The organism is Streptomyces sp. NPDC101225 (assembly GCF_044767585.1).
Lineage (GTDB): Bacteria > Actinomycetota > Actinomycetes > Streptomycetales > Streptomycetaceae > Streptomyces.
Window position 1 is genome coordinate 289,398 of record NZ_JBIWOE010000007.1, and the last position, 22,195, is coordinate 311,592.

The 22,195-nt window shown below is 71.6% G+C and carries 17 protein-coding genes; 4 read left to right on the forward strand and 13 right to left on the reverse strand.

Features of this window, described 5'->3' with window-relative positions; genetic code table 11:
* The 4 genes from ACIRPX_RS13585 to ACIRPX_RS13600 all read right to left on the reverse strand — a co-directional run.
* Window positions 1-393, reverse strand: a 393-nt coding sequence (locus ACIRPX_RS13585) for a hypothetical protein (protein ID WP_404192783.1), incomplete at its 3' end; no start/stop codon positions are given.
* A gap of 1,382 nt (window positions 394-1,775) precedes the next feature.
* Complete coding sequence (locus ACIRPX_RS13590; RefSeq protein ID WP_404192786.1) at window positions 1,776-2,675, reverse strand: hypothetical protein; 900 nt, start codon at window positions 2,673-2,675, stop codon at window positions 1,776-1,778.
* Window positions 2,676-2,810: 135 nt separating this feature from the next.
* Window positions 2,811-3,242, reverse strand: coding sequence for a DUF4913 domain-containing protein (locus ACIRPX_RS13595; protein ID WP_404192895.1), 432 nt, complete (start codon window positions 3,240-3,242; stop codon window positions 2,811-2,813).
* 114 nt (window positions 3,243-3,356) lie between these two features.
* Entirely contained in the window at window positions 3,357-4,394 is a 1,038-nt protein-coding gene (locus ACIRPX_RS13600) for an NlpC/P60 family protein (RefSeq protein WP_404192789.1), read from the reverse strand.
* Between the two features lie 161 nt (window positions 4,395-4,555).
* On the opposite strand from ACIRPX_RS13600, the gene ACIRPX_RS13605 reads away from it, so the two are divergent.
* Window positions 4,556-4,948: a hypothetical protein gene (locus tag ACIRPX_RS13605; RefSeq protein ID WP_404192791.1), complete on the forward strand. Its 393-nt coding sequence runs from the start codon at window positions 4,556-4,558 to the stop codon at window positions 4,946-4,948.
* Between the two features lie 339 nt (window positions 4,949-5,287).
* Here ACIRPX_RS13605 and ACIRPX_RS13610 read toward each other — a convergent pair whose 3' ends face one another.
* The 8 genes from ACIRPX_RS13610 to ACIRPX_RS13645 form a co-directional block, all read right to left on the reverse strand.
* Entirely contained in the window at window positions 5,288-7,063 is a 1,776-nt protein-coding gene (locus ACIRPX_RS13610; protein WP_404192794.1) for a TraM recognition domain-containing protein, read from the reverse strand.
* Entirely contained in the window at window positions 7,060-8,625 is a 1,566-nt protein-coding gene (locus ACIRPX_RS13615; protein ID WP_404192898.1) for an ATP/GTP-binding protein, read from the reverse strand. Before ACIRPX_RS13615 ends, ACIRPX_RS13610 begins: the two co-directional genes overlap by 4 nt.
* 203 nt (window positions 8,626-8,828) lie before the next feature.
* Complete coding sequence (locus ACIRPX_RS13620) at window positions 8,829-10,322, reverse strand: SCO6880 family protein (RefSeq protein ID WP_404192797.1); 1,494 nt, start codon at window positions 10,320-10,322, stop codon at window positions 8,829-8,831.
* A 168-nt stretch (window positions 10,323-10,490) separates the two neighbouring features.
* Entirely contained in the window at window positions 10,491-11,741 is a 1,251-nt protein-coding gene (locus tag ACIRPX_RS13625) for a hypothetical protein (protein WP_404192799.1), read from the reverse strand.
* A gap of 1 nt (window position 11,742) precedes the next feature.
* Window positions 11,743-12,507 carry a hypothetical protein gene (locus tag ACIRPX_RS13630; RefSeq protein ID WP_404192802.1) on the reverse strand — a complete coding sequence of 255 codons (765 nt, stop codon included), beginning with the start codon at window positions 12,505-12,507 and terminating at the stop codon, window positions 11,743-11,745.
* 17 nt (window positions 12,508-12,524) lie between these two features.
* Window positions 12,525-12,812 carry a hypothetical protein gene (locus tag ACIRPX_RS13635; RefSeq protein ID WP_404192804.1) on the reverse strand — a complete coding sequence of 96 codons (288 nt, stop codon included), beginning with the start codon at window positions 12,810-12,812 and terminating at the stop codon, window positions 12,525-12,527.
* Window positions 12,813-12,880: 68 nt separating this feature from the next.
* On the reverse strand, window positions 12,881-13,168 hold the full coding sequence (locus ACIRPX_RS13640; RefSeq protein WP_404192807.1) for a hypothetical protein: 288 nt from the start codon (window positions 13,166-13,168) through the stop codon (window positions 12,881-12,883).
* Window positions 13,165-13,557: a hypothetical protein gene (locus tag ACIRPX_RS13645; RefSeq protein ID WP_404192809.1), complete on the reverse strand. Its 393-nt coding sequence runs from the start codon at window positions 13,555-13,557 to the stop codon at window positions 13,165-13,167. Before ACIRPX_RS13645 ends, ACIRPX_RS13640 begins: the two co-directional genes overlap by 4 nt.
* A gap of 1,072 nt (window positions 13,558-14,629) precedes the next feature.
* On the opposite strand from ACIRPX_RS13645, the gene ACIRPX_RS13650 reads away from it, so the two are divergent.
* The 3 genes from ACIRPX_RS13650 (at window position 14,630) to ACIRPX_RS13660 (ending at window position 20,629) form a co-directional block, all read left to right on the forward strand.
* Complete coding sequence (locus ACIRPX_RS13650; protein WP_404192811.1) at window positions 14,630-15,445, forward strand: lytic transglycosylase domain-containing protein; 816 nt, start codon at window positions 14,630-14,632, stop codon at window positions 15,443-15,445.
* Window positions 15,446-15,691: 246 nt separating this feature from the next.
* Entirely contained in the window at window positions 15,692-17,290 is a 1,599-nt protein-coding gene (locus ACIRPX_RS13655) for a hypothetical protein (protein WP_404192813.1), read from the forward strand.
* A gap of 210 nt (window positions 17,291-17,500) precedes the next feature.
* Window positions 17,501-20,629, forward strand: a complete 3,129-nt coding sequence (locus ACIRPX_RS13660) for an AfsR/SARP family transcriptional regulator (RefSeq protein WP_404192816.1) — start codon at window positions 17,501-17,503, stop codon at window positions 20,627-20,629.
* On the opposite strand, the gene ACIRPX_RS13665 is transcribed toward ACIRPX_RS13660, so the two are convergent.
* Complete coding sequence (locus ACIRPX_RS13665; RefSeq protein ID WP_404192819.1) at window positions 20,611-22,188, reverse strand: glycosyl hydrolase; 1,578 nt, start codon at window positions 22,186-22,188, stop codon at window positions 20,611-20,613. The two genes, ACIRPX_RS13660 and ACIRPX_RS13665, sit on opposite strands and share 19 nt — an antisense overlap.
* Between the last annotated feature and the right edge of the window lie 7 nt (window positions 22,189-22,195).

The window sequence follows — 22,195 nt, forward strand, 5'->3', positions numbered from 1 at the left end:
CGCCGCCTCTCGGAAGGCGAGGCCGTCGCTCATCTCGTTCACGCCCGGATACGAGACACCGGTCACGTCAGGCACGCCTGGCTGGCGACGGGACGCCGGGCGCTCCCAGCGGGATCGGACCTCCTGCATCTCCGGAGGGACGGCCGGCGGTCGCGCCGGGTGCCCGACCTCTCTCAGATAAGCGTTGTTGGCGTACGTCATCATGGCCGGCATGCGTTGCGGGTACCGGTCGTGCACCTTCTTCCACTTGTCGTCCGCCCGGACCCTACGCAGAACCTCGTCCTCGAAGGCCGTGCGCTGGACATCCGAGAGCCCGTGCACGAACCTTTCGAGTTCTGACATCCGCTCGAGGGCGGACTGCTCCGAAGAGGATCTCCAAGTCGGCTCAGCCACGGTCGCGGGGGCGGGCTGGCCCCCGCGTTGCAGAGGGCCTTGGCCGTACGCGCCGCCCTCCGGCCCGCCGCCGGGCACATAGCCTTCGCCATCCGGCGCGTAGCCCCCATCGCCGGACGCGTATCCCCCACCGCCTGGCGCCGGTCGCGACCTGCCCAGGACTCGGTCCACCACCCGACGGAACCCGTCCCACAGATCGCCCCAGAGGCCCGGGGTCCGCCTCGCCCCGTTGCGGCGGTGATAGTCCCTCAGTCCGTACTCGGTCGTGAGCAGGTCCTCCGCCAGGTCGTGCGCCAGCCCGGATCGGGGGCGTCTCCTGGTCAGCCTGTTCGGCCTCCGGGAAGCCGTCTCGTCGCCGTACGCCACGTCGCCCCACTTTCAGTCGGAGGTGCTGCAACGAACGGCAACGGATCCCGGGGCGGAAAGGGTTCAACGACGGCCGGCCGGTGCGACAAGGAGCGGCCGCGCGGGACTTCTCGCGGACGTCGGCACCACGGGCTCCGCCGTCGGCTCGAATCCCTCCGGCAACGGCAACAGGCCAGCGGGCAGGGACCCTCAGGGAGGGCGCGGAGTGCTGAGCGCCGGTCGCGGCAGGTCCGTGCGAGAGTACCAGCCGTCCGGGTCCGACAGCGGCGACCCACGCCGTAGCAGACCCTGCGGCGCCAACCGTCCGGGACCGGTGGCCGGTCCGCCGTGCCATCGAGTTCGGTGCCCCCGTACCACGTGTCGCTGGACTCCTCGATCTCGTGCCGGTGCGAAACGACCGTGGCCGCGTTCCATCCGTCCATGTGCATTCCTCCCCGTTCCGCCGACCGGGTGTTGTCGACGGTTGGCGACGCAGGTTCGAGACACGTACAGGTCGTGTACGCCGCGCGGTTCAACGCCGAGGACACCGGGAACCGGGCACTGAACCGTCCATCTTCCCCACGCCGTTGTGCCGGTCGACCGGCTGGGCCGGCCGACGGGTGGAAGCCGAAGGTGCCCTGGAACGTGCCGACGGCGCCCTGCTTCCTGGAGAAGGCCGTGGTGGAGCTGGAGTTGCTCGGCCTCCAGCAGATTCGTGGCGCCGGACGCGATCGCGACGACGAGGCTGACGAGCCCGGTGGCCCGGTCCCGCCACGACGGGGCCGTGCCCGACGGCAGCCCTCCCGCCAGTGCGTCGGTCCACCCGACCCGGTCGGCGAGCCTGCGCAGCAGCACCGCCCCGGCATGTCCGATCAGAATTCCGCTGAAGAGCCGGGGTCAAGGTGGCGCGGCGGTCGACGGCAACCAAGCGTCGGGTGCGATGGTCGCGTGTCCTCAACACACACCGGGGTTCAGCACAACGGCCGCACCCTGATGAGGGTGCGGCCGTTGTGGGCCTGGCCGGTGGGACGCGTCGGTCAGCCGCGGCCGTGCGGCTGCCCCTGCGTATGGAAGTGCGCCGGATGCCCAGTCGAGCTCGAGGCAGCAGGGTCACTCTGGTGCTGTTGGTACTGGCTCGGGTCGTACGACGGCTGGTGGCCGTAGCTGCCGGCCTGGGACGGCTGGTAGTGGGTGGGCAGGGACGAGTTGGACGAGTCCGTTGCGGGCGCCTGATACCCGGGCGGGATATCGCCCAGTTCGTATCCGATGTTCGTGCCGGGGTGCATGTACATCGGACCACCCCGGCCCGCATGCGGGTCATGCACCAGGTTGACCCCGGTCGCGAAGGCGTTCGCGTACGTTCCCACGTTGCTCGTCACCGTGGCCGGGATCCCGCCCGAAGGGAGCACGCTGGATGCGAGGTTGTTCCCCAGGGCGGCGACCCGGGCCCCGGTCGCCACCGTCGACCACGGGTCCATGGGCTCGCCGGCCCTGCTGGCCTTGACTGCTTCGTAGGTTTCGTGCGCGACCGCCATACCCTGCGAGCCGACTCCCACCGCGTTGACGATCGTCTTCGCCCTGCCATCTGGCATCAGGTTGGCGGCGCCCTGGATCAGGGTCGGCACCATCTCGACCAAAGCCTTCGTCAGCTTGCTCTTGTTCTCCCAGGCCCATTTCCGGGCCTTCTGGTCCCAGCGTGCAACCTGCTCGTTGCTGGAATTTTCTGGGGTGACCGCGAAGAAACGCTTACTGTTCTGGTCGTATACGCCGACGGCTCCCTGGAAGATCTGAGGTGCGGTTTCCTCCGGGACCGACTTGCTCGACGAAGCTATGGCAGGAGCCTTTCCTTTTCCCTTGTCAGTGATCCTGACAGAGTGAAAGGAGCTGGCGTTGGATTCCGCACTGCCGCCGGAATCCTGTGAACGTGAACGTGGCATTTTACCCTTCTTTCCGAGTCGTGGTCGCTCCGGAAGACGCCGTGGGGGCCTCAGATCCGATGTGACCTATCCGATTCGTGCTCCGCTCGACCGTCACAACGCTTCTACGGGTGTCTCGGTTCACCTCCTTTCACATCAGGGCGCGGCCGGGGGAGGCGGAGGGGGCGGGCCGAACGGATCCATGGCATCGACCTTGGGCGTTTCCTTCGGGCGGTGCATGCCGGGCTTGCAGCCGGCGAAGGGGCCCTGAGGGTCCCGCAGGGCGGCCATGGCGGTCGTCAGGTAGTCACGGTGCCAGCTGGCGGGGCCGACCACCGCGGAGCCGGGGCCGGTCAGCTCGCTCCAAGCGAGCCACAGGGCGTGCAGTTGGGCGACCGCTTCGGGATGTTCCCACCAGCGGCCACACCAGGGCGCCGTGGACGTGACTTCCCTTCCGTAGACCGGAAGCAGCACGTGGTGCGTCCACAAGGTCAGCTGGCGCAAGGAGTTCGCGTAGGCCTGACCCTCCAGGTAGAGGATGAACTGCGGTGGCGCGGGCGGCTTCTCCTTGGGGTCCGCGCCACGCATCTCCCCGGGAGGGGAGTCCCTTTCGGTTCCCGAACCCTCGGGCTTCTCCGTCTGTATGGTCGACATGACACTCCTGCTGTCACTCTGCGGGGCTTTCGGTTCTGAAGGAGGACGTCACGCGTCCGGCCGCACCACCCCCAATATCTGCATCGACGCGGCCTCCGACACATACACGTACCGCCCCGGCCGCGGTGCCGAGATGATCTCGCCGTCGCCGATGTAGAGGGCGACATGACTGGCGTCCGAGAAGTAGATGATGAGGTCGCCGGGGCGCATGTCGGCGATGGGGATGCGCCTGAGCTGGGCCCACTGCTGCTCCGATGTGCGGGGAATGGTGACCCCCGCCGCCAGCCAGGCCTGGGAGGTGAGGCCGGAGCAGTCGAAGGAGTCGGGGCCCTCGGCGCCCCAGACATAGGGCTTGCCGATCTGGCGGGTGGCGTAGGCGATGGCCTTCTTGCCGGCGTCGGTCGCGGTGGTGCCGACCTTCTTGAGGATGCCGGTGCTCTCCCACTTCGCCTGGGCCTCGTCGGCTTCCTTCGCCTCGAGTGCCGCAAGGCGCTGACGTTCCTTCGCCGCCAGCGAGGACTCCAACTGCCGTGCAGCGTGAATGCGTTGCTCGATCCTCTTGCGCTGGGCATCCATCGAACTGCGGCTCGCCCGCAGTCGTTTCAGTTCGCCCGCCGCGTCGTCGGTGCGGGCCTTCAGCGACGTGCGGGTGGCCGTCAGGTTCGTCAGCACGTTCCGCGTGCTCCGCTCGGCCTGGAGGGCCAGGCCGGCGTCGTCCAGGGCTCGGCCGGGGTCGCTCGCGAGGGCGAACTGGAGTTCCGCGGGTACGCCGCCACCCCGGTACTGGGCCCTGGCCGCCGCGCCGGCCAGCGTGGTCAGCCGGGCGAGTTTCCCTTCGGTCGCGTGGACCTGGGCGTTGAGCGTGGCGAGCCGCTTCCGCTGCCGGGTCACCCTTCCGTCGGCGGCGTTGTACTTGTCCGTGGCGACCTCGGCGTCGTGGTACAGGCTCTGCAACTGGGCGCGTACCTCGTCGAGGGTCCTGGGGTGGTCGGCCTGTGCCGCCTGCTGGGTCGCCGCCGTCAGGGCGCAGGCCAGGGCGAGGGCTGTCACCGCTCGGCAGCCGTGTCTGCGCAGGGGCCGTCTCATCTGGGCCGCTGCTCCCTTCGTAGGCGTCGGTCGGCGTTGCCGGGTCCGGGTGTGGGATTCCGTCCACACAACGGGGGCGGCCCGTGCGGCGGTTCAAGGGAGCATGAACCGGTGGCACCCCGGCAGCCGTTGGGAGACGTGTGCCGGGTGAAGGGAACCTTATGGACGCGGAACTGCTGCTGCTGGCCCTGAGCACGGGGCTGGGCCTCGGGTTTCTGCTGCTCGCCGTCCGGCAGTTGATGACGGCGGTACGACTGTGGGGGCGTGGACTGCGCGTCACGGGCGTCGTGATCGCGCGGGTGCCGGCCGACCGGCGGCGTACCGGGCTCGTGATGTTCACCGACCACCTGGGGCGGGTCGTCGCCTTCGACGCGGGGGCGTACGGGCCACTGTGCGGGCTGCCCCCGATCGGCGAGAAGACTCCGGTGGTCTATCTGCGGAGGAAGCCCACGACAGCCCGCCTGTGGACGCTACGGCACCTGCTGGCACCGGCGTTCGGATGGTTCCTGTCGTCGAGCGTGGTGTTCGGCGCCGCGGTCATGGTGACGCCGTGAACGCCGGGGGCGAGCGGGCACCCGGGCGTCTTGACCGGTCCGCGAGCCCGATGGGCTGCGCGAGTTCGCCGCGTTCGTCCTCCTGCTCGTCGACGCCCGGGTGATGGCCGGGCCCTCGCGCCTCGCCAGGCGGCGGGCCCGGCGCCCCGGTCCTCGACGGGGGCCCGGGCGTGACCGCGCGCCGGCCACGACGCTGTGAACGGTGCCTGGTGCGGGGCTGGTGGGCCGGGTTCGAGTCCCTGCCCCACCACGTGAGGCGCGCTCGGCATCAAGCGCCCGGTCAGCGGGCCTGTCGGCCGCGCGACCGGTGTTGGTGAAACCCGAACCCCGGCCCCAGCACTAGCTCAGTTTGGACAGCTGCACGCCCGGCAGCAGACGACTTGCCGCGCGTTCCGTGATGGCCGCCGTCTCCGCCTTCGCCGCCGCCGAGATGGCTCCGGCGCCGGGCTCCTTGTACCAGGGGCGGAGCCGGATCAGGGCGGGCTTGACGCCGGTCGCCAGGAGGAGCGCGGTGCCCTTGGGGAGGGCGCGGATCCTGTCGGGGGGCAGGACGGACTCCTGGCGGTAGGAGTACGAGCGTGAAGTGCCGTCCTTGCTGCGGGAGATGCTCGGGGTCCTCACGTCGTGCTGGCCGACCAGGGTGGAGATCTTCTGGACGAAGTCGGCGTCGTCCAGGCCCGCGCCGAGGAGTTTGATGGTCGCCGCGCTCCACAGCGCGTCCATGCCGACCTCGCCCCACACCCGCGCTCCCTGGCGGTAACTCTGCAGTAGCGTCACGACGTTGATGCCGCGCGAGCCGAAGTGAGAGTAGAGATCGGGCAGGTCGGAGATGCGGCACACGTTGGCGGCCTCGTCGAGGACCGCGGTCAGCGGCGGGTCGAGACGGCCGCCCATGCGCTCGGCGGCGACGACACCCGCGCGCATCGTGGCGTCGGCGAGACCCGCGATGACGCCCGCCGCGGAGCCGCCGCCGTCCTTGGACAGCAGGTAGAGCGTGTCGCGGCCGAGCACGTGCCGGTCCGGGCGGAATTCCGGCAGGTAGGGGTCGGGGGTGACCCAGGCGAGGATCTCGGGGTCGAGGAGGCAGGAGGCGGTCTGGCGGGCGGTCTCGTAGATGCCGTCCCGGGTCTCCACCGCGCCTCGCACGGTGCCCTGCAACTGCTCGGCCATCGCGATGAGTCCGACCTCGCGCAGGAGGTCGATCGGGGTGCGGTCGGCCGGGTCGGCGAGCCAGGCGAGGAGTTCCTTCAGCGGGGCGTTGCCGCGGGCCGCGGCCAGGAAGAGGGCGGTCAGGGTGTTCTGGGCGGCCGAGATCCAGAAGTCCTTCTTCGCGGTGTCGTCGTTGACGGATGCCACGAAGTGGCCGGCCATCCGGCGGGCTCCCTCGATGGTGTGGCACTCGCCGAGGATGTTCCACCACATGGCGCGCGGCGTGTGGGCGATGCCCTGCGGATCGAACGTCCATACCGTGCCAGCCCTTTCGCGTTCGGCGCGGGTGACGGCGTAGACGTCGGACTTGTTGGAGGTGAGCAGCACGGCGCCCTGGGCGCGCAGCACCCGGGGGACGGCGATGCCGGTGGACTTGCCGGCGCGGGGCGCCATCAGGTCGAGTTCCACGTCCTCGTAACTGCTGCGCAGCTCGGGGCCCTTGGGCTCGAGGTCGCCGAGAAGGTTGCCGGTCTCGTCCGGGTGCAGTTCCGTGCGGCCCTTGAGGGAGGGGCGCAGATCGCGGGCCCGGGCCTCGATGCCCTTGGGGCACATGGCGGCGAGTTCGCGCCGTCCGGCGAGCCCCTTGGACTTGGGGCCCTTGGCACGGTCCATGATGAAGCCGACGGCGAGGGCGACGGGAACCGCGACGAGTGCCAGCACGCCGAGGATGCCCGCGTAGACGACGGGAGCCGGTGCGTCGGGCCACAGCGAGGCCGGTCCGGCGGAGACCATGTGGGCCGCCGTGGACGCGGCGAACGGCGGGGCGTCCCAGCCGTGGCCGGAGAATCCGGAGCCGAGGGTGCCGCCGGACCAGACGATGGTGAACATGAGGAGGACCGTGCCGGCGATCGCGGCCATGGCCCACGACATCTGCTCGCTCATGTCGCCACTGCGCGGGGCACTCATGCGGACCACCTCCCGGCCGCGGCCTCCACGCCGGGGGCGCCGGGGTCACCCGGGCCGCCGGGGAATCCGAGGGGCCCCACCTGGGCGGCCCGTGCGACCTCTTCGGCGGCGCGGGCCGCCGCCTGCTCGACGGCCGCCTCGTTGGCCGTCCAGCGGGTGTTGGTGTTGTGCAGGCGGCGTTCCGCGTCGGTGATGGCGACCCTGATGGGGATGCCGGGGCGGCCGCCGACCTTGATGAGGAAGCGGCCGCGGCCCGGCGGTTCCTCGTTGTCGCCGTTGACACCCCAGCCGGGCGGCGAGGACCAGGACGAGACGAGTTCGATCTCGCGCCGGGAAAGACCGACCACCTTGCCGAGGTCCTCCATCTCGGTCTTCGGCAGTCCGGCGCATACGACCATCCCGGCGCGTTCGACGAAGCCGCGGGCCTTGGCGCGGTCGGCGTCGGTGCCGAGTGCTTCGGCGTCCTTGAGGGTGTGGGTGATCTTGGCGTCGCCGAGGCCGAGGGAGCGGTTGAGGCGGGTCAGCGCGTCGATGCGGTCGACGATGCCGGAGGCGGCGCGCAGCGGGCGCCACAACTCGTCGAGCACGGTGAAGAACCAGCGCCGGGGGGCGAGTCCGGCGTCCGCGAGGGCGTGCGAGGCGGCCACCGTGCCGAGTCCGTCGGACCAGGCGGCGAGCATCGCGGCGGCGGTCAGCTGGGTGTCGGCCTCGCCGATGCCGGAGATGTCGATGCACACGGCGGGCGCGTCGGGATCGATATGCGTGGACGTCTCGGAGGCGAAGGTGTCGCCGAGCGGGCCGTCGAGAATGCCGAGCAGGGAGCGGTGCAGCGGGTCGACGGCGTCCCGGTAGCGGGTGTCGTCGCCCCGGTCGAGCGTGACCGAGCGCACCCGGTCGGGGCCCTCGGCGAGGACCCGCAGCACGTCGGGCAGCAGCACGGTGCCGCCGACGGGGGTGCGTTCACGCAGGTGGTGCAGGACCGCGGAGAGCACGGACTGCTCGTGGTCGTCCATGGGGCGGCCGCGCACGATGGTGATGAGGGCGGCCACCATGTTCAGGACGCGGCCATGGGCCTCGGCCTTCAGTACCTCGCCGGCCTGGCCGCCGATCTTCGCGGCGGCGGTGCCCATCGCGCCCGGGTCGAGGACGTTGATGCCGCCCCGGCCGCGGCCGATGGAGATGACCTGGCCGCCGAGCGCGCGGACGGTGTCGGCGTAGTCGGGCTTGAGGTCGCCGAGGACCAGCGGGACGACACCGGTCGCGGCGAGCCCGATCAGCATCCGGTTGACGAGCGTGGACTTGCCCAGGCCGGGCATGCCGAGCATGAACAGCGACGGGTTGGAGATGTAGCGGGCCCGGGTGAACCAGTTCAGGGGGTCGCCGCAGACCGTGGCGCCGGTGAACAGGTGCTGCCCGAGCGGTACTCCGGTCATGGGTGAGCCCGACCCGGCGGCGAACGGCCACATGCCGCAGGCCTGGACGGTGGTGGCGCGCCACATGGTGGGCGGGTCCAGGTAACCGACGCGTCCGCCGCCCGCGCCGTCCCAGCCACGGGGTGGGATGTACGGTTCCCTGGGCTTGGCCGGGGCTTTCTGCCCGCCGCCGGACTTCCCGCCGCCGGACTTCCCTCTGCCGGACTTCTTCCGCCCTGACGGCTCCGTCCCGTGCTCGTCCTGCCCGAACGGCTGCCGGTCCGGCCCCTTGAGCGCCTGCTCCTCGGCCAGCCGGTCGGCGCGCTCGGCCTGCTTCTCCTCGCTCCGGCGGCTCACAGCGCCTCCTGCAGCTCGTGCGGGACCAGGGTCTGTTCCCACGGAAGGATTCCGGCGGGCAGAGTGCAGGAGAACGCGGCCGCCTGCATCCGGTCCGCGGGCCGCATCTGCACCCGCGCGGCCGCGGTCAGGTTGCGTACGGTGACGCTCGCGTCGGCCAGCTCCTCCATGTTGTCGACGGTGACCGTCAGCATCAGCGAGAACTCGACGAGTCCGGCGCCCGACGCCTCCTCGGCGGCGGTCTGCTCCGCGGCCCGCATCTCGGAGGCCGCGCGTGCCTGGACCATGCCCTTGCCGGACGTGGCCATGAACTGGGCGCTGCGCCGGTCGGCCTCGACGATCCGGGCCGAGGTGGCCGGGTCGATGGGCCGGTAGATCAGGGCGACCCGCTTGCGACGGGTGCCGGGGGCCGCCTCCAGCATGCCCCGGAGCACCGAGGAGCGGACGGTGCCGCGCGGCGCCAGGGTCAGCATCCAGGTCCGGGACACCCCGGAGTCGTGCTGGTAACTGTTCACGGTCTCGACGGCGGCGGCCGGACCGGCGTCATCCCATTCCAGGCCGGTTCCGCCGTGCTGGGCACGGGCGTTGAGGACGTCGGCGGCGACCGAGGGGTCGTAGGCGACCCGTACGACTTCGGCGATCCGTTCCGCCGACAACGGATACGCGGCACCGCCGCCGGCCGCGACCAGCCCGCTGAGCAGGCCGGGGATGCGGATGGCGAGGTCGGTGACCACGTCCTCCCGCTTGCGCCTCTGGCCCGCCGGGCTGCCGTAGGTGAGGGTCACGTAGGTGTGCATCTCGGAGGAGGCGCTCGGGTAGTTCTCGACGACCTCCTCCATGACGGCCCGGGCGGCCGGCGGGGCGGCGGGGTGGATGCGGGGCAGCACCTCGTGGGCGAGCCGGGTGCCGGGGTCGGGGGCGGTCTCCACGATCACGGAGGCGCCCTTCAGGCCGGGTTCGTGGGCCAGCCGGGCCAGCCACTCGCCCCACAGCGCGACCCAGACGTCGACCTGGTCCGGGTCGATGAGCGAGCCGCCGTCGGGGTCGCAGCCCAGGACGATCGTGTACAGGTTGTTCTTCGGGTGGTGCAGGATGCCGAAGGGGCGGTCGTAGGCGTCCCGGCCCTCGGTCGCGGTGACCTTGTTGAGCAGTCCGGGCGGGCGGAACCGGCCGCCCGGGCGGGCGGACAGCGGGCCGGAGACGTAGAGGTGCGCGCCCTTGGCCTTGCGGCGCCACCATCCGACGCGCAGCGTGATGAGCTGGTAGACGTTGCGTCCGTCCTGCGTGCGGATGGCGAGCGGGACGAGGAACGCGACGGTCGGTACGAGCACCGTCAGCGCGGCGTACAGCGAGATCAGTGACGCCAGCAGGGTGAGGACGAGTCCGCCGAAGACCACGAAGGTACCGACGAGCCCGAGTGGTCCGAGTCCGGCCCGCCTGGGCCTGCGCCAGTTCCCGTAGGTCGGATGGCTGACGGCTTCCGTGGCCATGACTCCGGTTCCTTTCGTGAGGTGTTGGAGTGCGCTGAAGGGGTGGGGTCGTCTGGGGTGGTGGGGAGACCGCCGGGCTCCCGGGGGAGGGGAGCCCGGCGGCCGTTCAGGAGGGGAGGCGGCGGAACGTACGGGCGTACGGTCCGGTCGTGGCCGCCTCCCCGGGAATCACTTGTTGTTGCCCTCGTCGCCGTCGGCGCCCTCGACGGCGCCGGAGACCGTCGAGCCGGCGGTCTGTGCCAGGGCCACCGCTCCGAGGATGGCGATCCCCGCGGGTCCTGCCATGGCGGCTGCCGCCTCGCTGCCGCCCGCCGCCTTTCCGGCGCCACTGGCACCGCCACCGGCGCCGGCGCCGTGCTGACCGTTGGAGCCGCTCGAACCCGGCGCGCCGCCCTGACCGGAAGCGCCGCCCGATCCGGACGAACCTCCGGAACCGCTCGCCCCGTTCGAGCCCGACGCTCCCCTCGGACCCACCTGCCCGCCGGGGTCCGAACCGCCGCCGGCACCGCCGAGCGCGGAGAGCTGGACCGCGCCGCTCGCGAAGTTGCCCGTCGCCTGGCCCGCGCTGGACATCGGGTTGCCGGCGCCCATCGCGGCGGCGGCGGGCACGATGAGTTTCAGCAGTGCGGGCAGGGCGATGGCGGACAGCAGCATCACACCGATACCGGCGATACGGGTGTTGATGTTGTTGCTGTCGGCGGAGTTGTTCGGATCGTTGCCCGCGTTGAGCATCGCGGTGCCCGCACTCAGTATGAGAGCGACCGCGGGTTTGTAGAGCAGCCACGCGATCAGCCAGCCGATGTGCTTGCGCCACCAGCCGGCGCCCCAGTCCGTCATCGAGGCCGCCGCGGCCAGCGGCAGGGTACCCAGCATGATCATCACGACGCCGAGCCTGATGTACATCAGGATCGTGTGGAGGATGCCGGCGATCAGCAGCAGGAAGGCGAGGACCAGCAGTACGAAGGACTGCATCCCTTGGTCGCCCGTGCAGGCGCCCACGTTCTGCAGCGAGTTCTTCACCGCGTCGTCGAACAGGTAGTCGGAGTAGGCGTCCGCGACCTTGGCGGCGGCCACGACGATCGTGGTGGCCGCGCCCGAGACGAAGGCGACCCGCAGGATGCCCTTCAGGGCGGTCACGCCCGCGGTGCCCCTGCGCTCGAAGGCCATCTTGGCGGAGGCGAAGAGCAGGGAGCCGACCGCGAGGTAGACGACGATCCACTGGGTCTTGTCGCTGATGTCCTTGGACTGCTGTGTGCCGGCCAGGGTCGGGACGGCGGTGGCCAGCGCCGCGAACACCGCGACCGCGCCGGCGAGGATGGTCTTCGCGATCAGATTGATGACGGTCCCGATGGGGTCGCCGAGAAAGCTGAAGAACCCCACTATCAGGTCGAGGACCGGACTTCCGGTCGAACCGCACATGTCAGGCCCCCCAAAGGACGAAACCGTTGGTGTTCGTCACGGACGACACCGACGAGTGCAGGGCGCCTCCGCCGTCGGGCAGGACCTTCCAGTCACCGCCGTTCCAGCGGAGGTCGATGGTGGTCGCCGCGAAGCCCTGGCTGCCCTTGATGAGCAGCCGGACGCTCGCCGCCTTGCTCGTGTACGACTTCACCGAGAAGCCCACGTAGGAGGCGACGGGCGCGTCCGTGTCCGCGGCGCTGTCGACGTTCTGGACGGTGGCACGCTGGAACTCCCACATCTCGCGCCCCCGCCCGGCGACGACCTGCTGCTCGGTGATGGTGCGCCACTGGGATCCGCTCATCTGGCTGGGGATGACGTTGGCGGCCAGCACGGCACCGTCCGGTGTGTGCGCGAAGCACCACCACAGCTCCCCGTCGAAGCGGGTCGGGCCGGCCGAGGCCGAGACGGGTACCCGTGCGACCCCGAGCGTGCGCCACCTGATGTCCTTCGGGGCGGCCTTGGGCACCGTGTCGCCCGCGCTGTCGTCGGTACTGCAGCCCGCGGGACGCCCGTCCTTCGTGACGGTGCTGATGTGCGGGCCGTCGGATGCCTTGGCGGTCGCGCTGCCCCCGCCCCCTCCATGACCGGACGTCAGCGTGCTGATACCGCCCACCAGGAACACCAGGCCGAGGAACCCCGCCGACAGTTGCCAGCTGCGCTGCTTCCAGTACGGCTCGGCCGGACCGGACACCTGGTCCTGCTCCCTGCGCTTGAACCTCAACATTCCGACCGCCCGCCTCCTCACGCGAAGACGAAGGTGACCAGCGGACCGGCGGTGGCGACCAGGACACAGCCGCCGAGCACCATGCCGAGGCGGCTCATGTGCTCCGAACTCTCCCCGCGCTTGACGGAGATGGCCATCATCGCGCCGGTGATCAGCACGCCGGTGACCCCGGCGGCGGTGCCGGCCCAGGCGAGGATGCCGAGCACCGTGTTGACCTTGCCGGTGAGTTCGTCCGGGGCGTCGCTGACCGGCGCGGGCACCGTGCCGTCGGCGAGGATGTTCGAGGCTGCGAGGAGGAATGACATGAGGATCTCCGAGGAATCGGTGCCCAGCGTGAGCGGCGGGCGAAGAGTGAGTGGTAGTGCTGGAGGACCTAGGGCCCGAGAAGTGTCAGATCGCCGAGGAACGTGACGATCGGACCGGCCGCCGAGGCGACCACGAGGCCGAGGGTGACGAAGAAGACGCCGCGGAAGTGCTCGCCGCCTTCGCCGGGCTCGCCTCGGCGCAGTTGGAGTGACATCTGCATGCCGACGACGATCAGTCCGGCCACTCCGCAGGCGGAGACGCACCAGGAGATGATGCCGAGGATCTGGTCGGCACCGGCATCCTTCGCCGGATACCAGGCGGCCAGGAACTGGGCGGCTGCCAGGGACTGGCTCACGACATGGCTCCCTCGCCGTAGATCTCGCCGCCCACCAACTCGGCGAGCGTGCCGAGCTGCCTGGGTATGGATTTCGGGTGGCCGCCCGTACGCCATGCCTGAATCCAGGGCACCCGGTGCACGCGGGCGACGGAGCGCAGTACCCGGATACGGCGCAGCAGAGTGAGCGGCAGCCGTCCGGGGGCGTCCGCGACGAGAACCACGCCCAGCAGGTCGAGCCCCTGCGGGGCGTCGCCCTCCTTGAGCGCGCCCAACGCCTGGGAGACGGACCGCAGCCCGCGCGCGCTGGTCCTGCCGACCAGTACGATCCGGCGCGGCTCGCCCCGCGCGGGCTCGGGCCAACGGGCTCCCACGTCGACTCCGCCAAGGATCTCGATCAGCGAGGTCACCCCGGCTCCGCCGTGCGCCTTGACCCAGCCGACCTCGTCACGCGACTTGCCCCGGGCCGCCTTGGGCCGCTTCGTCTCGCCCCAGGACGGCTCGGCGGAGGCGGGGCGGCGGGCGGAGGAGGGGCGAGACGTTGCGCGTGCCGGGGTCCGCGGGCCGGCCTTCGGGAGGGTTTGTGTGGGCGGTGCCGCGGCGGCTCGCGGGGTGGGTCGTGCGGCGGTGCGAGCGTGCGGGATGGCTCCTGCGGGGGCGCCACCGCCTGCCGGTGCCGCGGGGCTTGCCTGGGTGGCGCCCCACGAGGAGGCCGCCCCTGGCGAGGGCATGGTCGCCGCCGGAGAACCCGCCGGGGAGGGGCCCGCCGCCGGTTGCCCGCCGGGACCGACGGGGTGTGCCTGGCTTGCGGCGGGTGTGGGGTAACCGGCGGAGCCGGGGGCCGGGTGTCCGGCGGGGCCGGTGGGAAGCGCCTGGTCTGCGGCGGGAGTCGGGGCCGACGCTCGGTGTCCGGCGGTGCTGGGAGCAGACGCCTGGTGCCCGCCGTGACCGGGTGCGGGGGCCGGGCGCACGCCGGGGCCGGGTGCGGACGTCTGGTTCACGCCGGGGCCGGAAGAGAACGCCGATCGCTCGTCGGGGCCCGCGGGGAACGTCGGCTGCCCGCCGGGGCCCGCAGGGGCCGGGTTCCCGGCAGGGTCGGCAGGGTGTGCCGGACTCCCTCCCGGGCCTGCCGGGACGGAACTCGCCGGAGCCTGGCCCGTGGCCCGCCCCAGCGGGGCGGTCGTTGACCCGCTCGTGCCGGTCGCGTGGGCGTCAGGGGCCGGTTGCGTGCTCGGGGCCGTGGGCTGGGGGGATTTCGGTCCGCGTACCCATCCCTGCGGGCCCGGCGGCATTGCCGAAGGTGTGCCCATGTGTGCCCTGCCCCCCTACTCAGCTCGAACATGCGCTGCTCTGACTCATCTGGTTTCCATTGGTTTGAACTTATTTGCGCCAAGGCTCGTTGGGATCTGTCGAGCCCGGCGGACAGCACAACGGGCTATGTGGCCATCGCGGTTCAAGGCGAGGGGAAGTGGGCGGGCGCTCATGAGCATGGGAGAGGGCGGAGAGGGCGGTACGTCGACCGCGGTCAAGGCCGCGATCGGCGCCGGCACCGGTTGCGGATGCCTGCTGGCCGCGGTGCTGGCTCTGCCCATCGTGATCGTTGTCGTGATCATCTACGGCGGGCTCGGGGTCCTGCTGGCCCCGCTCATCGCGCTGATCCTGCTCTTCGGCGGCGGAGGAGGCAGCCCCAGCGACAATCAGGACACCGCGAACCAGGTGGTCGACATCCTGCAGGGCGACGGCAAGGGCGAACTGGACACCTCGACGGTCCCCGACGACCTCGTCGACCCCATCCAGAAGGCCGGCAAGCTCTGCGACGCCATCGGCCCCATCGTCATCGCTTCCCAGATCGAGAAGGAGTCCGGCTTCAACACGACCCTCGTCGGCCCGAACGGCGAACAGGGCGTCTCACAGCTACCGCCCGACATCTTCACCAAGTACGGCAAGGACGAGGACGACAACGACAAAACCTCGGCCCTCGACCCGGCAGACTCGATCATGGCCCAGGGCCGCTACATGTGCGATCTGGCGAGCCAGGCCCAGACGATGATCGACAACGGCGAGGTGAACCAGAGCGACAACACCAACAGCGTCCTGGACCTGGCCCTGGCCGGCTACGACGTCGGCATGGATGCCGTCCGCGCGGCGAAGGGCGTGCCGCACACGAACGAGGCCCAGGGCTATGTCCTCGCCATCCGCGCCCAGTTCGCCAAGTACCAGGGCGTCGCCGCCCCGCCCGACGGAGCGACCCCTGGCGTGACCCCCGATCCCGATACTTCTCCCACTCCCACTCCATGAGGAGGATTCCCGACGAAGACGTCGTCGGGCCGGGACGGTGACGCCTCGTCCCCGTCGAATCCCGTGTCCGACATGCGGGCGCTGACGTTCAACTTCAACGTCAGCGTGACGCAGGAGGCGCCCCTCTCGCACTCGGGGAGCAGCACCCGTCCCGCCGTCGCGCAGAAGCAGTCGGCCCCCGCTCCCTCCAGGTCAGCACGCTGACCGGCCCGATCCCGACGGCACCGCACAAGGGATTGCGGCGAGTTGAACCGCGTCCCCCATGGCGCCCGTTGTAGTTCGCAGCCGGAACGCCAGGAAGGGATGGGCATGAGCCGGGACGAAGAGTCGGAGGACCCGGGCGCGGTGGACGAACACGCCGTACCCGGGGATCCGGTGGACATCAGCAAGCGTGAGCCCTTCGCGGAGGCGCCGGAAGCGGTGCCGTTCTTCTCGGTGGTCATCTCCGCCGACGGCTCCGCCGCCATCGACGGCGTGCCCGTGGCGGCGGTGGGGGGTGAGGCCGTCGACGCGGCGATCCTCGACAGCCTGCACCGCCATGCGAGCGACCACGGCCGCCCCATCACGGCGGCCATCTCCGATCCTTCCGTGGCGAACGTGACCTTCGTCGAGGTCGCGCCGGACGGGTCGAGCAGGCTGGTCGACCCGCCGCCGGACCATCCGCCGGTGCCACCGGGACCGGTGGGACCGGGAGAGCCGGCAGGACCGGCGGGGCCCTACGTGCCGATGTACGAGGCCGAGCCTCCGCGCGGAGACGACGCGCCGGACGAGGGCTTCGGCGACGCGCCGGACGACGAAACGGACGACGCGTTCGACGACGAACTCGACGGTGATGTCGACGTCGACGGTGACGTCGACGACGAGGACGAAGAGAGCGACGACGCGCCGTACACCCTCCCCCACCCCTCCGTCCCCCCGCCCGCTCCCTTCACCCCCGGCCCGCCGCCGCGCCGTCAGAAGGCCGACGGCGCGGGTGCGACGCGTCAGTCGGACGACGAGTTCCGCTCGTCCGGTCTGCTCCACCGGCCCCTGGTCGTCGGTCCGGTGGCGCTCGGTGTGGCGGCCCTCGTCATCGTGCCGCTGGCGTTGCTCGGCGGCGGATCGGACGGTGACGGACAGAAGAACAAGGCCGCCGGCGCCAGCGACGAGCTGAGCAGCTCGCCGACGAGCCACGGTCCGACGACGGCGCCGACCGTCTCCGTGTCGCCGAGCCTGTCGCCGTCGCCCAGCGCATCGCCGAAGGCGACGAAGAAGCCCAAGCCGAAGGCCACGCACGCGAACGGCGCCACGGGGGTCACCACCACCGTGACCGTCCGGCCGCCGAAGGCCACGGCGACCGTGACGGCCAAGCCCGCGCCGGACACCGCCGCCACCGCAGTGAACCGGCTCGCCAAGGACGACCCGGGACGGCACATCTGCTACCGCGCCTACGTGGCCGGACGGGGCTGGCAGAAGCCCGTGTGCGACGGCACGGTGGCCGGCACCACGAACCAGAACCGGTCGATCAAGGCCTTGAACATCGCGGTGCGCGGCACCGGCGGCGTGGCCGCCAACGCCTTCGTGCACAAGCCCGGTTCGACCGACGGCAAGGGTGTCTGGAAGCCGCACTGGACGGCCAACACCGCCGACGGCAAGGACATCTACATCGGCAGTGCGAAGAAGGGCGCGCCGAACATGCTGGGGTTCGCCATCAACATCGGCAGCGGTGGCCAGATCTGCCAGTCCGCGCACGTCCGCGACGCCGCCTGGGGCCAGTGGGGTTGCGTCGGTCCACGTCCCGACTACGTCTTCGGCGGCACCTTGAGCAACGACCTCTGGCTGGACGCGGTCAAGTTCACGGTGTGAGCCCCGCGGGCCGGGCCTCACGCCGACGGGGCCCGGCCCGGCGGGATGTTCCGGTCGTCCTGTCTTGGTAGCGCGAGTGTCGCCGGACAGAAACAGTTCAACACCCGTGCAACATCGGGCACACGAAGTGTCACTAGAGTCCGCAGGGTGAACGCAGCGAACTTAATTGCCTTACGTTTCTCGCTGCTGGGCCCCGTTCGGGCCTGGCACATGGACCGGGAGCTGGACCTGGGTTCGCCGCAGCAGCGGGCCGTGCTGGCCGCACTGCTGCTGCGGCGGGGGCAGGCCGTCGCCCTGGCGGAGCTCGTGGACGCCGTATGGGGCGTCGAGCCGCCGACGGCCGCCGTGTCCGTCCTGCGCACGTATGTCTCGCGGCTGCGCAAGGTGCTCGAACCCGGCCGCGCCCCGGCCGACCCGCCCCGGACGATCGTCTCGGTCGGGGACGGATACCGGGCCCGCGTGCCGGAGGACGCCCTGGACCTGGCCGTCTTCGAACGGCAGGTCGCGGACGCGGGGAAGGCGTCCGCCGCCGGTGACGAGTCCACGGCCGCGAAGCTGCTGCACGACGCCCTCGACGGGTGGCGGGGCGCGGCACTGGCCGGCCTGCCCGGCCCGCTGGCCGAGGCCGAGCGGTCCCGGCTGGCCGAGGAACGGCTGAACGCGCTGGAGAGGCGCCTGGAGCTGGACGTAGGGCTCGGCCGCCACGGCGAGGTCGTCGCGGAGCTGATGTCGCTCAGCGATGAACACCCGCTGCGGGAGGGGCTGTGCCGGCTGCTCATGCTGGCCCTCTACCGCTCCGGGAGGCAGGCCGAGGCACTGGCCGCCTATCGCAGGTCACGTACCACGCTGGTGACGGAGCTGGGCATCGAGCCCGGCGCGCCCCTGCGGGACCTGCACGCGCGGATCCTGGCGTCCGACGTGTCACCGGCCCCTGCCCCGCTCCCGTCCGTTCCGTGCCACCCGGCGGACCCGCCGGCCGGTACGAGCCTCGTGCGGGACGCCGCGGATCACGCGGCTGCCGTCGGGACCGCGGACACCACGCGCCCCACGAGCACCGACTCACCCGATGCGGTCGGTTCGGTCGGTTCCGTCGGTTCCGTCGGTTCCGTCAGTTCAGCCGGTTCAGCCGGTTCATCGCAGAACGACCGGTCCCACGACAGCCAGGTCCAGGACGGCCGGTCCCCGCACGGCCGACCGCAGGACGACCAGGACCCGGACCGTACGGGCCGAACCCCCTCCCGGCGGCCTTCGCCGGCGGACGGGACCGCCACCACCGGGCCGACGGGGCCGGCCGGCTCCCGGCCCGTCTTCGCGCCCGCTCTCGCCCAACTCCCCGCCGATCTGCCCACCTTCACCGGACGGCACGCCGAACTGGAGCGGACCCGGAGCCTGTTGCCGCTGGACGGACGTGCCCCCGGCACGCTGGTGATCAGCGCGATCGGCGGTATGGCCGGTATCGGCAAGACCACTCTCGCGGTGCGCCTGGCCCACGAGGTCGCCGACCGCTTCCCCGACGGACAGCTCTGCATCAACCTGCGCGGCTTCGATCCGACCGGCTCGGTCATGCCTCCGCAGGAAGCCGTCCGCATCCTCCTCGACGCCCTCGGCGTCCCCCCGCAGCGGCTCCCGGCCGGTCTGGAGGCGCAGACGGCGCTCTACCGCAGCGTGCTGGCCGAGCGGCGGGTGCTGATCCTCCTCGACAACGCCCGCGACAGCGAGCAGGTCCGCCCGCTGCTGCCCGGCTCCCCCGGCTGTCTCGTCATCGTCACCAGCCGCAACCAGCTCACCGGACTGGTCGCCGGCGAGGGCGCGCACCCGCTGACGCTGCACCAGCTGACGTCCGCCGAGGCACACGAGTTCCTGGCGCGCCGGCTCGGCGCCCGGCGGCTGGCGGAGGAACCGGACGCGGTGCGGGAGATCGTCGCGCGGTGCGCCCTGCTGCCGCTGGCCCTCGCCGTGGTCGCCGCCCGCGCCGCCACCCACCCCGACTTCCCGCTCAGCGCCATCGCCGAGGAACTGCGGGACAGCGACGACAGCCTCGACGCCTTCGCCGGGGACGACATCACCATCGACGTACGGACCGTCTTCTCCTCGTCCTACGAAGCCCTGTCGGAGCCCGCCGCGCGGCTGTTCCGGCTGCTGGGCCTGCACTCCGGCCCGGACCTGTCCTCGCCCGCCGCGGCCGCGCTCGCCGGGCTCACCACCCGGGAGACCCGCGGCCTGCTCGTCGAGCTGACCCGCGCCCATCTGCTCGCCGAGCACTTCCCCGGCCGCTACACCCTGCACGACCTGCTGCGTGTGTACGCCGCCGAGCGCGTCGCCGTCGAGGAGACGCCGCAGGAGCGGGAGCTGGCGGTGGAGCGGCTGCTGTCCTGGTACCTGCACACCGCGGACGCGGCCTATCCGCTGATCACCCCGAGCCGCGGCCGCATCCCCCTCGAGCCTCCGCCGGCCTCCTGCCGTCCGCTGTCCTTCGCGACCCATGACCAGGCCCTGGACTGGTGCGAGACCGAACGGTCCAACCTGGTCGGCGCGGTCCACCAGGCCGCCGCGTCCGGGCAGCCGGGCATCGCCTGGCGGCTGCCGGCCGTCCTGTGGGGATTCTTCTACCTCCGCAGTCATCTGGGCGACTGGCTCGACACCGCCGGCACGGGCCTGGCCGCCGCCCGCGCCGCCCACGACCGGGCGGGCGAGGCACAGGCGCTCGCGGACACGGCCGCGGCGCTGCGCTGCACGGGCCGCTACGAGGAGGCCATCGGCCACTTCCACCAGGCGATGGTCGTCTGCCGCGAACTCGGTGACATCGAGGGCAGGTTGAGGGCCGTGGGCAATCTGGGCGACGCCTATCTCCAGACCGGGCGGCTCGGCAAGGCGATCGAGTACAGCCGCCGGGGGCTGGCACTGGACCGGGCCGTCGGCAGCACCTGGGGCGAGGGCATCGCCCTGAGCAATCTGGGCGACGCCTATCAGCGCCTCGGCCGGTTCGACGACGCCGTGGGCTGCCTGGAGGAGGCCCTGGTCGTCCTGCGTGCCAGCGGCAACCGATGGGTCGAGGGCGTCACGCTCGACGTGCTCGGCACGGTCCACCACCGGCTGGGCGCCCGCGACCGCGCGGTCGAGCACTACGAGCAGGCGCTCGCGACCCATCGGGACATCGGCAACCGCTGGGGGGAGGGCCACACCCTGGGCCACCTCGGCGACGTCCAGCTGGCCGCCGGCGATCCGGAGGCGGCCGGCGGCAGCTGGCGTCAAGCCCTGGCGATCTTCGCGGAGTTCGAGCACCCGGACGCCGTGAAGATCGAGGAGAGGCTGCACTCCCTTCAGCTCACCTCGCGGTAGGCCTGGCCGGCGGCGTTGGCGGTCGTGCCGTCGTACAGGCCGGTCGGGCTGGTCCGCGTGGACAGCGTGAACCAGGCGTAGCGCTTCACGTAGTCCAGTCCGTCCAGCATCCGCGTGGACGACCGGATGAAGTCGGTCTCCTGCTGCGTGCTGGGGTAGCGCGGGCTGCCCTGGGAGAAGTCGATCAGGCCGTACTCGGTCAGCCAGATCGGCTTGTGGTAGCGGTCGTGCACGGCCTGGAGGTAGCCGCGCAGCTGGTTGGCGGCGTCCGGGCCGAAGTCGCCGCCGTACCAGTGCAGCGGGATGAAGTCGACGCGCAGACCACGCTGGGCGGCTCCCTGCATGAAGCGGTCCAGCCAGCCGCCCGGGGTGTCGGCGCCGTAGGAGACCGCCGGGGCGCCCAGGCGCAGACCGGTGCTCTCCAGCCGGGGCCAGAGGTCCAGGGCCTGTTCGGGGGTCATGTTCGCCTGGGTGGCCGAGTCCGGCTCGTTGAAGCCGAGCAGTTCGCTGCCCTGCTGCCTGGCGCTGTTGAGCTGGTCGTCGGTGACGGAGCCGGGGCCCCAGATCATCGGAACGTACTCGACACCGTTCGGCTTGGTGACGGCGCCCGTCGACGAGGTCCAGTTGAAGTACCAGGAGGCTCCGGAGTCGGCCAGTGCCCGGGAGGCGCCGTCGACCGGGTTGAGGCTGACGCCCTTCCGGTTCGAGGCCGGGGTGGTGGTGCCGGAGGCGGGCGGGGTGCTGGGGGCGGGCGCCGCGGTCCCGCCGGACCCGTTGAAGGTGATGGTCATGCCGGTGCACTTGGTGCACTGGTACATGGTGCGGTTTCCGGGTTCCGCGTCCTGCTTGGACCAGGCGTACGCGGTGGGGCACTTCTGGTTGATCGCGTCGCTGTAGGGGGTCTTCGCGTCCCGGTCGGGATTGACGCACACCAGCGGCCTGCCCGTGGTCCCGTCCTTGGTCAGGTCCCCGGCCGGGCACGACGCGAGCAGATCGACGGCGCAGCCCGCCACCGCGCACTCGCCCGTCTCGGGCGGCGTCACGTCGTTCGGGGTGATGGTGACGGCGGTCGACACGGCGTCGACGTAGCTGACGTCGTACCAGGGCGCGAGCGAGTCGCTGGGGTCGAAGTTGAACTCGGCCAGGCTGGTCGGTTGTTGGCCGGTGCTGCAGTGGTCGGCGTAGGGGCCGCAGTCGCCGACCGCGCAGTGGAAGGTGGAGCCGTCCTCGCCGGAGCAGCCCTGCCGGGCGAAGAACGTGCCGCGCCAGTGGCCGCCGCCCTCGTGCTCGGGGACGGTGATCGTGGCGGACTGGCCCGGGTCGAGGGCGGGCAGTCCGGTCAGGGCGGCCGAGCCGTCCGCGTTGACGTTGCTGCCCACCCAGATACGGCTGCTCGTCCTGTTCTGCAGGGTGACGGTGTGATCCGCGGTGCCCACGTCGGCGGCCGGCGCGCCGCGGAGGTGCGCGGCGTCGGTGTGCCGGCTCAGAAACACCGAGGTCGTCGCGGTCGCGCCGACGACGACCAGTAACAGGGCCAGCAGGATGGAGCGTCTGCGCATGGAACGT